11 protein-coding genes are annotated in these 10,307 nt (G+C 71.2%); 4 read left to right on the top strand and 7 right to left on the bottom strand.

The window, feature by feature from the left end; all coding sequences use genetic code 11:
* Positions 1-81 precede the first annotated feature (81 nt).
* Both ACKOQ4_RS01430 and ACKOQ4_RS01425 read right to left on the bottom strand, forming a co-directional pair.
* Positions 82-1,206 carry an FAD-dependent oxidoreductase gene (locus tag ACKOQ4_RS01430; protein ID WP_526288094.1) on the bottom strand — a complete coding sequence of 375 codons (1,125 nt, stop codon included), beginning with the start codon at positions 1,204-1,206 and terminating at the stop codon, positions 82-84.
* Complete coding sequence (locus tag ACKOQ4_RS01425; protein WP_526288092.1) at positions 1,203-2,090, bottom strand: DUF1295 domain-containing protein; 888 nt, start codon at positions 2,088-2,090, stop codon at positions 1,203-1,205. The genes ACKOQ4_RS01430 and ACKOQ4_RS01425 overlap by 4 nt, the downstream gene beginning before the upstream one ends.
* 49 nt (positions 2,091-2,139) lie before the next feature.
* Between ACKOQ4_RS01425 and ACKOQ4_RS01420 the strand changes: the two genes are divergently transcribed.
* From ACKOQ4_RS01420 to ACKOQ4_RS01410, 3 genes are read left to right on the top strand one after another with little or no spacing between them, the layout of a single operon-like run.
* Positions 2,140-3,339: an acyl-CoA dehydrogenase family protein gene (locus ACKOQ4_RS01420; RefSeq protein ID WP_526288090.1), complete on the top strand. Its 1,200-nt coding sequence runs from the start codon at positions 2,140-2,142 to the stop codon at positions 3,337-3,339.
* The gene (locus ACKOQ4_RS01415; protein WP_526288088.1) at positions 3,332-4,549 is read left to right on the top strand and encodes an acyl-CoA dehydrogenase family protein; all 1,218 of its coding nucleotides are present in this window, start codon (positions 3,332-3,334) and stop codon (positions 4,547-4,549) included. Before ACKOQ4_RS01420 ends, ACKOQ4_RS01415 begins: the two co-directional genes overlap by 8 nt.
* 24 nt (positions 4,550-4,573) lie before the next feature.
* The gene (locus ACKOQ4_RS01410) at positions 4,574-5,032 is read left to right on the top strand and encodes an SRPBCC family protein (RefSeq protein ID WP_526288086.1); all 459 of its coding nucleotides are present in this window, start codon (positions 4,574-4,576) and stop codon (positions 5,030-5,032) included.
* 12 nt (positions 5,033-5,044) lie between these two features.
* Here ACKOQ4_RS01410 and ACKOQ4_RS01405 read toward each other — a convergent pair whose 3' ends face one another.
* Positions 5,045-5,986, bottom strand: coding sequence for a hypothetical protein (locus ACKOQ4_RS01405; RefSeq protein ID WP_526288084.1), 942 nt, complete (start codon positions 5,984-5,986; stop codon positions 5,045-5,047).
* Positions 5,986-7,008, bottom strand: coding sequence for a patatin-like phospholipase family protein (locus ACKOQ4_RS01400; protein ID WP_526288082.1), 1,023 nt, complete (start codon positions 7,006-7,008; stop codon positions 5,986-5,988). Before ACKOQ4_RS01400 ends, ACKOQ4_RS01405 begins: the two co-directional genes overlap by 1 nt.
* A gap of 71 nt (positions 7,009-7,079) precedes the next feature.
* On the opposite strand from ACKOQ4_RS01400, the gene ACKOQ4_RS01395 reads away from it, so the two are divergent.
* Complete coding sequence (locus ACKOQ4_RS01395) at positions 7,080-7,235, top strand: hypothetical protein (RefSeq protein WP_526288080.1); 156 nt, start codon at positions 7,080-7,082, stop codon at positions 7,233-7,235.
* Positions 7,236-7,237: 2 nt separating this feature from the next.
* Here ACKOQ4_RS01395 and ACKOQ4_RS01390 read toward each other — a convergent pair whose 3' ends face one another.
* Genes ACKOQ4_RS01390 through ACKOQ4_RS01380 form a run of 3 tightly spaced genes read right to left on the bottom strand, consistent with a single transcriptional unit; the run spans position 7,238 to position 10,304 of the window.
* Entirely contained in the window at positions 7,238-7,984 is a 747-nt protein-coding gene (locus ACKOQ4_RS01390; RefSeq protein WP_526288078.1) for a hypothetical protein, read from the bottom strand.
* Positions 7,981-9,573, bottom strand: coding sequence for a S53 family peptidase (locus tag ACKOQ4_RS01385; protein WP_526288076.1), 1,593 nt, complete (start codon positions 9,571-9,573; stop codon positions 7,981-7,983). Before ACKOQ4_RS01385 ends, ACKOQ4_RS01390 begins: the two co-directional genes overlap by 4 nt.
* 41 nt (positions 9,574-9,614) lie before the next feature.
* On the bottom strand, positions 9,615-10,304 hold the full coding sequence (locus ACKOQ4_RS01380; RefSeq protein WP_526288074.1) for an Rv0518 family GDSL lipase: 690 nt from the start codon (positions 10,302-10,304) through the stop codon (positions 9,615-9,617).
* Between the last annotated feature and the right edge of the window lie 3 nt (positions 10,305-10,307).

Genomic DNA, 10,307 nt, shown 5'->3' with positions numbered 1-10,307 from the left:
CGCCGCCACCGCCGCCACCGCCGCCGCCGGGTCCGGAACTGCTGCCGCCGCCTCCGCCGCCGCCGTAGCGGAGTGGCGCGGCTACCCCAGCGGCTGGTTGGCGCGAACCCCGCGGTAGATGCCGCGCCGCACGATCCACGGCATCAGGATCCGCCGGACCGGCCAGGCCGGGATCCGGAACGGGCGGCCGTTGGGGGCGAAGACCTCCACACCGTCGGACTGGATTCCGATCACCGAGCCCCACCGCCGCCGCGGCGGGCGGTAGGAGCGCAGCGGGCGTCCGGCGAGTTCGGCGAGGATGTTGTGCGCGACGACGGAATCGGCGCGGTTGCGCGCCGACGAGCGCAGCGGGTCGGTGGCCGCGACGTCGCCGACGGCGAAGACGCCGCGGTGCCCGGGTACCCGCAGCTCCGTCGTGACCGTGACGAAGCCGTCCGCGTCGAGCAGCCCGGCCGGCAGCCAGCCGGTGTTCGGACGCACCCGTCCGATGGTCCACAGCACCGCGTCGGCCTCTGACGGGGGCTGGCCGGTGCTCCAGCGCACCGGGCCTTCGGTGATCGCGTCGCACTCGAAACCGTCGGGCACGACGGCCCGATGCCCGGGATGGATTCCCACACCGAGCCGAACGAGCCTGCGCCGCAAATGTTCCCACACTTTGGGATGGTGTTCGCGCAGCGCACCGTCGTGCGGGAAATAGAGGTCGACCCTGGTTGCGGGCCAGCGCGCCGCGATGTTGGCCGCCGCGCTCACCGCGGCGGCGCCGCCGCCGATCACCGTCACCGAGCGCGCGGCGGCCAGCTGCCGGTGGGCCGCGCCGATGTCCGCGCTGATCTGATCGGCGGTCTGCAGTCCGGGCCGGCGCCAGAACCCGTTGCTGACGCCGGTCGAGATGACAAGGGCGTCATAGGGTTCGGCCACGTCGGCGCCCTCGGGCGTCCGGGCGTGCACCGTCCTGCCCGCCAGGTCCAGCCCGGTCAGTTCGGCCTGCACGGTCCGCACGCCGTCGAGGGCGCGGTACCGCTCGAAGGCCACCAGGTAATCGCGGGCCCATTCGGCCGGCCTGGTCAGCCGAACCCCCAGTTCCTGCCCGCTGACCAGTCCCGGTTTGGCCGAGATCCCGACCACGTCGGCGGACCGGGCCAGCCGGATCGCGGTCAGCAGACCGCTGTCACCCAGACCCGCCACCACCACCCGTGGTCGGGTCACCGCCCGGCCCTGCGGGGTGGGCGCGGCACCAGCCGCGGCACCCGGTCGATGACGTCCTGATACTGCGGCCTGCGCTCCAGACTGCGCTTCTCCATCATCGGGATGCTGGCGCCGAGGAACATCGCGACCATCACCGCCACACCGACGAACAACCACCAGCCGTCCCGCGGCGAGGCGGAGATGCCGAACAGCGCCAGGGAGAACCAGAAGCCGATCTCGCCGAAATAGTTCGGGTGCCGCGACCAGGCCCACAGCCCCTGGTCCATCACCCGGCCGCGGTGGGCGGCGACGAAGCGGCGCATCTGGGTGTCGGCCGCCAGTTCCAGGGCGACCGCGGCTAGACCGGTCACCAACGCCAGCCAGGCCAGCCAGACCAGACCGTCACCGGGGCGGGTGGCCGCGACGTAGGCCGGCAGCATGCCGACGAACACCTGAAGGGTCGGGAACAGATGGATGCCGAACAGGTCCGCCAGGAACGCGAAGCGCCCGGCACCGGCACGCAGGATCGGGTAGCGCCAGTCCTCGTGGTGCAGACCGGCGAACCCGTAGGCCCAATTGGCCGTCAGCCGCACCGCCCAGCAGCAGACCACCACCGACATCAGCCAGCACCGCAACGACCCCGGGCCGCTGAGACCGATCGGTCCCTGCCACCACCAGTAGGCCAGCAGCAGCGGCGGGATCACGCTCCAGTAGGCGTCATAGAAGCTGGAGTTGCGGAAGGCCCTGCTGAACACGAAGACCACCAGGGTGGCCAGCAGGTCGGCGATCAGGGTGTCCAGCCACAGCCGGCCGGTTCCCGGGGCCCAGCGCAGCCAGGCCGCGGCCGCCGCGACGGCGAGCGCGTAGGCCAGCGCGACCAACGCCAGCGCACGGCCCTTACCCATCCACCGAATGGTAGACCGGCGCGCTCGAGCGGCCGGATATCGTGGCGTCATGAGCAGTGGTGTGGACGCCGACCGGGTGGCCGACCTGGCCCGGACTGTGGTGGCCGAACACGACCCCAAGCAGGTCCCGGTAACCGAATTCCTCGGCGCGTGCTACGACGCCGGGCTGTCCTGGGTGCACTTCCCCGAAGGCCTCGGCGGGCTGGGCGCCTCGCGCGGACTGCAGGCCGTCGCCGATGCGATCCTGCAGGGGGCCGGCGGTCCGGTGCCGCTGGGGCTGAACCCGATGGGTTACGGCATGGCCGCCCCGACGGTGCGGGAGCACGCCGCCGACGAGGAGACCAAGAAGTTCTTCCTGCGTCCGCTGGCCACCACCGAGGACATCTGGTGCCAGTTGTTCTCCGAGCCGGGAGCCGGCTCGGACCTGGCCGGGCTGGCCACCTCGGCGGTGCCCGACGGTGCGGACTGGGTGATCAACGGCCAGAAGGTGTGGACCAGCCTGGCGCACAAGGCGCGCTGGGGTCTGCTGCTGGCCCGCACCGACCCGGATGCCCCCAAGCACAAGGGGCTGACCTACTTCGTGCTGGACATGCACGCCTCCGGTGTGGAATGCCGGCCGCTGCGCCAGCTGACCGGGCAGGCGGAGTTCAACGAGGTCTACATCACCGACGCCCGCATCCCCGATACCCACCGGCTGGGCGGGGTCGGGGACGGCTGGCGGGTGGCGATGACGACGCTGATGAACGAGCGCAGCGCGCTGGGCGCCAGCGGCAGCCGGCGCGGCGGCGGCGCCATCTCCGACGCGGTGCAGCTGTGGGCGTCTCGGCCCGAACGGCACACCCCGGTGCTGCGCGACCGGCTCACCCGGCTGTGGCTGCGCTCGGAGGCCCAGCGGCTGACCTCGGAGCGCTCCCGGGCGGCGGCGACGTCCACCGGCGGACCCGGCCCGGAAGGCTCGATCGGCAAGATGGTGGGTGCCGAACTGAACCAGGCCGTCTACGAGTTCTGCATGGATCTGCTTGGGCCGGAAGGGATTCTGTACCAGAGCTACGCCATGTACGGCCAGAACGCCGGTACCGGGGACTGGCGCGGGCCGGTGCAGCAGCGCTATCTGCGCAGCCGGGCCAACACCATCGAGGGCGGTACCTCGGAGGTGATGCGCAACATCCTCGGGGAGCGGGTGCTGGGCCTGCCTGGTGACCTGCGCGCCGACGCGGGGATGCCCTGGAAAGAGGTGCCGCGTGGCTGAGGAGCTTGCGGATCAGCCGATCGGCACGGCTGAGGAGCTTGCGGATCAGCCGATCGGCACGGCTGAGTTCGTCTTCACGCCCGAGCAGCAGCAGTTGCGCGCCGCGGTCCGCAGGTTCTGCGCCGAGAACATCGACGAGGTCGCGGTGCGCCGGCTGATGGAGTCCGAGCCGCGCTTCGACCCGTCGGTGTGGCGGCGGCTGGGCTCGGAACTGGGCGTGCTGGGCATGGCGGTGCCGGAAGCCGCCGGCGGCGCGGGCGGCTCACTGGTCGATCAGGCCGTCGCTGTGGAGGAGTTCGGGGCGGCGCTGGCCTGCGGACCGCTGTTCGGCACGGTCTACCTCGCGATCCCCGCACTGGTGGCCTGCCCCTCCGGGCCGGCCCGCGACGAACTGCTCGCCGCCCTGGTCGAGGGCGAGCGAACCGCGGCGTTCGCGGTCGCCGATCGCGCCGGCGCATTCGACCCGGCCGCGCTGACCGTCACCGCCGACGGCGACGTCCTCTCCGGCTCGGCGGACCAGGTGGTCGACGGCGACGCCGCGGACGTGATCCTGATGGCGGCCAACGGTTCTGACGGCGTGAGCCTGTACGCGGTGGACGCCGCCGGCCCGGGAGTCCGTCGCACCCCGCTGCTCACCATGGACCTGACCCGTCCGCAGGCGGGGGTGGTGCTCGACAGCGCGCCGGCCCGGCTGCTGGCCGGTCCGCAGGAGGCCGAGCGGGTGATCACCCACGCCCTGCAGGTCGGTGCGGCGCTGCTGGCCGTCGAGCAGGTGGGCGCGGCCCAGCATCTGCTCGACCTGTCGGTGGAGTACGCCAAGTCGCGGCTGCAGTTCGGCCGCCAGATCGGCTCTTTCCAGGCCGTCAAGCACAAGCTGGCCGACATGCTGGTCGATCTCGAGCATGCCCGTTCCGTCGCCTATCACGCGGTGTGGGCGCTGGCCACCGGTTCCGACGACCCGGCGCTGGCGGCGAGCATCGCCCAGGCGGTGTGCTCGGCGGCGTTCAGCCGGATCGCCGCCGACGCCATCCAGGTGCACGGCGGTATCGGCTTCACCTGGGAACACCAGGCGCACCTGTATTTCAAGCGGGCGGCCACCGACGCCGCTCTGCTGGGCAGCGCCGAGCAGCACCGTGAACGGGTGGCCGAGTTGGTGCTGGACAACGCGATCGCGCACAGTGGTGCGGTGCCCGTCGCGACCGGCAGGTAATCCGCAAAGCGACAAGGAGTCAGCATGGCTGAGAGTGTCTCGGAATCGGTGCGGATCAACGCCTCACCCGAGGAGGTGATGGCGGTGATCGCCGACCTCGAGGACTACCCCAACTGGAGCGCCGGCTTCACCGCCGTGGAGATCATCTCCACCCACGACGACGGCGCGACCAAGGACGCGGCGTTCACGATCTCCACCCCGATGGGCAAGGACACCTACGAGATCTCCTACCTGTGGAGCGGCAACGACTCGGTGAGCTGGTCGCTGAACTCCGACGCGGCCGGCAAGCCCAAGTCCGGCATGATGAAGAAGCTCATCGGCTCCTACACGCTGACCCCCGACGGCGACGGCACGAGGGTCGTCTACGAACTCGAGATCGACCCGAAGATCCCGATGATGGGCTTCATGAAGAAGAAGGCCGCGGCGACGATCGCCGACCAGGCGCTCAACGGGCTCAAGAAGCGGGTCGAGAAGGGGAGCTGAGACCGAACCGCCTCAGCATCGCTCGAACTTCCGCCGCAGCTCGGCCTCCAGCTCCGACCGGGCGTGGCGGGGGTCGGGCGGGGTGCAGCCGCCGACGGTGAAGATGTCGCCGCCGTATTCGACCCGGGCCGGCAGCGGCAGCCCCTCCAGAAGCGGGAACATCATCCACGCCTGAGCCTGCGCGACCGCCCTGTCGCCGTAGCTGGTGGGGATGTTGACGGTCACGTTCGTCGGCGGACTCATAGCGGTGTCGGTGCTGGCGTGGACCGTGCCGGCCGCACCGAGCTTGCCGACGATCTGGTTCCACCTTTCGCGCAGCCGTGCGCCGGGGATCATCCCGGTGACTTCGTAGGTCTCGTCGCGTTCGCCCGGGGACGAGTCGAAGGGATCGACCAGACCGACCAGAACCCAGACCGCCGACTGCAGATCCGGATGGTTCTGGACAAGGGTGCGCAGATCGCCGTCGGTGGCAGCCGGCCCGACGGTGACCCGGAACAGCCGGGACGGCGCCGAGCCGGACTCAGGTTCGACCAGGTCCACACCCGCGACTCCGGCCGAGCGCGCGACGCCGAGCCAGTCCCGCAACAGGCCCGAAATCAGCAGCGGGTCCGGATGGTCGTCGAAAGACACTGTCGCCGTGGACTTCTCGATGGTGGCGAGGTACTCCACGTCGAGGCTGACGTCGGAATCGGCCAAGCCCTTCTGATTCACCAGTTCGGTGAAGCTGCGCCCCACCGCGCCCGCCTGCTCAGGGACGGCGGTCTGGTCCAGTACCGCGGTGAGACCGAACCGGGAGGCGCCGTCCCAGCCCGACTCGTACCGGGGCAGAGCCGATTCGACCCCGGGCAGAGCCCGGATGGCTTCGGTGACCGCGCCGGCCGCGGCGGGGTCGCCGCACCCCACCAGCGTGGCGCAGGCCAGGATCGCCGGAACCGGCGCGCCTGGCCGGCGCATCAGCGGAAGGACTTCAGATAGGCCGCCTCGTCCCAGCCCGTCAGGAACTTCGTCGCCGCGTCGTATCCCTTGAGGTAGAGCGCGTCGATCTCCTCACGGGGAGCGTCGAATTCGACCACCCCGACCTCGGTGGAGTCGACCCGGATGGTGCGCGCGGACACCCACGGCTCGTTGAGGTAGGCCTGGTCGCGGCCGACCAGGATGGTGGTCAGCACCTGCTCGAGGAGCCGCGGACCGCTGAACGCCCGCACCGGCGCCAGACCGGGGATCACCTTGTCGTTGCCGGCCGGCAGGTTCGGCAGCAGCGTCACCCCGAGGGTGGGCCAGCGCGGCGGCCTGCCGTCGACGCGGTCCAGGGAGTCGATCGGGTAGTTCGACAGCAGCCCGCCGTCGACCAGGGTGGACTCCAGACCGGCCGCACTGGTCAGGGTCACCGCGCGGAACAGGAACGGTATCGACATCGACGCCCGAACGGCATCGGCGACCGGTTGCTCGTCGGGGTCCAGGCCGTAGACGTCGCGGTAGTCGTAGGGAAACCGCACCAGCTGGCCGCGGGTGACGTCGGTGACGGTGACCGCCAGTCGATAGCGGCGCTCCGGTGGCAGCTGGTCGTCGTCCAGGCGTAGGTCGCCGAAGGTCTCCACGCCGAATTCGCGGAGCCGGTCGGCGACGAAGTCGCGTGCGTAGTCACCCTTGTAGACGCCCTTGCCCTCCAGGATCGCCCAGGCGGGCCCGAGCAGCGGAACCCGTTCGAGCGGGCCCGGATCGAGGAACTCGGTGTAGTCGATGCTCATCGCGATCTCGCGGATCTGCTCCGGCTCCACGTCGCCGGAGGCTTCGGCCGCGGCCACGATCGCGCCGACGATCGAACCGGCCGACGTTCCGGCCACCCGGTAGGCCCGGTAGCCGGCCTCCATCAGCCGGACCACCGCACCGACCAGCCCGACTCCCTTGACACCGCCGCCGGAGAGAACCAGGTCGAACGGCCGGGTGGGCGACGGGGCGGGCGTGGAAGCGGTCATGGTGATCTTCCTACCCCAGTTACCGCCCGCCCTGGGACACTGGGAGCGGAAGAGTCGTGGAGGAGGATGCGATGACGACTGCGCTGATCATCGGCGGCCTGCTGCTGGTCGGCGTGGGGATGGTGGCAAGTCAGCTGTTCCGGCTCAAGGACTGGTTGAACCGGCAGCCTCCCCCCGCCGCTGACGGGGAGCGCCCCGGGGAGCCGAATGATCAACAGCGGCAGTAGTTTCACCGCGGCCGGTCACCGCGCCATCTGAAGCTGTTGACGTATTTACCCATGTCCTGCGCTATCTGGAGGTTGGCCGGCGACGGCGGCCCCGGCCCGAACGTCGGGGTGAACTCCCGGAACGGGCCGTCGGCGACGGCGATCAGCGCGAGGTCGTCCTTGACCGCGACGACGATGATGATCCGCAGCAGGTCGGCCTTGTCCGAAGCGGCCAGGGGCCGGAAGTCGGCGACCTCGCCGTAGCCGGGGTGGTAGCCGACCGTCGCGTTGGGCAACTGGTAGGCGACCCGCGCATCGGGGAACGCGGCGTCCATCAGCGCCCCGGCGATCTGTTCGGCGTTGCGGTCCGCGGCCGGCTGACTGAACAGCCGAAGCGTCCCGCCGTCCCCGGCCTTCCAGACGGCGGTGACGCCGTTGGACTGGGTGGTGACATCGTAGGCGGCCCCCGGGGCGGGGTAGGAGACCGAGAAGGAACCGTCCGACGCGGTGAAACGCGGGTTGGTCGACACCGGGAGCCCGGTCGGCGGGCGGCCGCAGTCCGGCGGGCAGACGTAACGGGTCGGGACGTCGGAGACCCGGCTGTCCACGATCGAGAGCACGACCATGCCCACCGCCAGCACCAGGGCCCACAGGCCCAGGGTCAGGACGTACCTGGGTCCGTGGCCCTGGTCGGCGATGTAGCGGCCAGGCGGCACCGCATACCCCTCGAACGCATCATCAACGGGCACAGCGGTTTTCGTCCGGATCATCGGCTCACCGTCCGGGCCAGCAGGATGTTCTTGACCAGGTTCGCGACATTGGGGCTGCCCAGGCCGGTCACCATGTCGTAGCCCTGGGCGCCCGGGCTGATGGCGTTGCCGCCGAGGTTGATTTCGCGGAAACCGGGAACGGCCGCGCCCTTGGCGACCTCGTAGAGCAGCGGGTTGAAGTCCCCCAGCGGGGCCAGTCCGCGGTCGTCGAGCATCTGGTTGATCAGAACGGCCAGTCCGGCCCATACCGGGGCGGCCTGGGAGGTCCCGCCGCCGATGACCACCTGCCCGCCGAAGACGAATTTCACGCCGGTGAAGGGATCGGCGACGGCGGAGACGTCAGGTACCAGCCGCCGGTCGGGCGGACCGGCGTTGGAGCCGACGGTCTGCCAGACCGGCCGGGCGAACAGCGCCGACGCGCCGCCCGCGCTGCCCTGGGTCAACGGAACGTCGTACCAGGACTGTTCGGCCAGCCAGTCGCCGCCGGCGTCGGTGGACAGCGTGGTGCCGCCGACTGCGGTCATCTCCGGCACCGAGGCCACCGCGTCCAGGCCCACGTCGTCCGGGCTGGGCGGGTCCGACCAGCGCTTGCCGCCGCGGCACTCCAGGCCGGCCAGGTCGCCGGTGGCGTCGAACGCGGTGGTGCCGTTTCTGTGGGCGCGCGAGAGTGCGGCACGCACCGGCGCCAGGTCGGCGGCGGTCATCAGGCGATCACAGCCCCAGCCGATGGAGAAGCTCCACACCGCACCGGGATACCGGCCGTCGACCGTCTCCATCAGCGCGCCCAGCCGCTCGAAGGTGGCCCCGCCCTCGACGGTGGGCCTGGCGTTGACCATGACCAGCCGGGCGGCCGGGGCGATGGCGTGGATCATCTGCAGGTCCATGGCGGCCTCGCCGGTGCGCCGGTCGGGCATGCCGCCGAACACCTCCGGGGTGAACCTGGGCAGGTTGAACCAGTCCGCGGCGCTGTCGAGGTCCGACTGGTCGAACCCGTCGAAGCTGAACACCACCGCGGTCTGGCCCGCACCGGTGAATCCCCGGCTGGTCAGCGGGGTGACGTTGTAGGCGTTGAGCAGCTGGGTCGGGAGCAGGCCGCCGTCGGGAACGTCCAACGGCGGAGTGGGCGGGAGGCCTTCCCGGTAGGGCATGTGGCTCAGGATCCGGCCCAGGCCCGCCACCTCCTCGCGCGCCGCGGCGGGGACGCCCGGCTGCTGGGGCGAGGCGTAGAAAAGCTCGCCGAGGCTTCCCCGGTAGTCGTGTACGGCGACGCCGAAGGCGGCGGCGACCGCGGCCGCCTGACCCTCGATGATCGCCCAGTCGTCCCCCGCCCGCCATCGCACCGACAGGCCCTGCGCCCTGGCCCAGCCGGTCAGCTCAACCGGCAGCGCCGGGTGGTTCAGTGCCGCGGTGAGCTGCACCGTCCGGGGCCGGGCCGGGCCGAGGTCTTCCGACTCCGCGAGCAGCCGCGCATACGGTCCGCCGATGGTGCCGGCCGGCTCGGCGCCGCCCGGGCCGTCGCCGCGGAGCAGTCCGGCAACGACGGCCGCGACGCCGATCAGCGCGATCGCGGGAGTGGCCCGGGAGTGCATGCCACCAGCCTCGACCGGACTCGCTGCCGGGACAAGGGCTATCAGACCCGGATGGTGAGCTGACCGTAGATCAGCGGCGCGATCCGCTCGGCCATGTAGGCGTGCCCGGCGTCGGTGGGGTGGACGCCGTCCTGACCGATCAGATCCGGCCGGCCGGCGAACCACCCGTCGGCGATCGGGTCGACGAACATCGCACCGATCGCGGACGCCGTCGCGCGCAGGCTGTCGCGGATCGCCAGCACCGCGGGCGGCGGGGTCTGCCCGGGCCAGGGCGGTCCGATCACCAGGAACCTGGCATCGGGTGCGGAGAACCGGGCGAGCTTGAAGGTGCCTGCGGCCATCCCCGGGAACCGGTCCGGGTCCACCGGTTGGTCATTGCGCGAGCCGAAGAACACCACCAGAACGTCGTTCCGGTGCACCGCGCGTGCGGCCAGGTCCTCGAAGACGCTGCCGCGGTTTCCGGGCTGTCCATAGCCGGCGCCGCCCTCGGCGGCCACGTCGGCGGCGACCTGAAGCCCGCGCTCGGCCAAGAGTTTCCAGGCCAGCTCCGGCCACGAACGCGGGCCGGTGCCACCCTCACCCGATCCGGCGGTGTAGGAGTCCCCGACGACGGCAATATGAATTGGGTTGGCGGCCAGTACTTCCGGGGCCGCGCAGACAGCGGACACCGAAGCGGCGAACACGACGGCGGTCGTCGTGGCGACGCGAAAGACGGCTTGGCTCAGGTTCACCGG

Source organism: Mycobacterium sp. (assembly GCF_046095365.1).
In the GTDB taxonomy this organism is placed as follows: Bacteria; Actinomycetota; Actinomycetes; order Mycobacteriales; family Mycobacteriaceae; genus Mycobacterium.
Note: the sequence above shows the minus strand (reverse complement) of the source record. Positions and strands in the feature narration are given on the sequence as shown.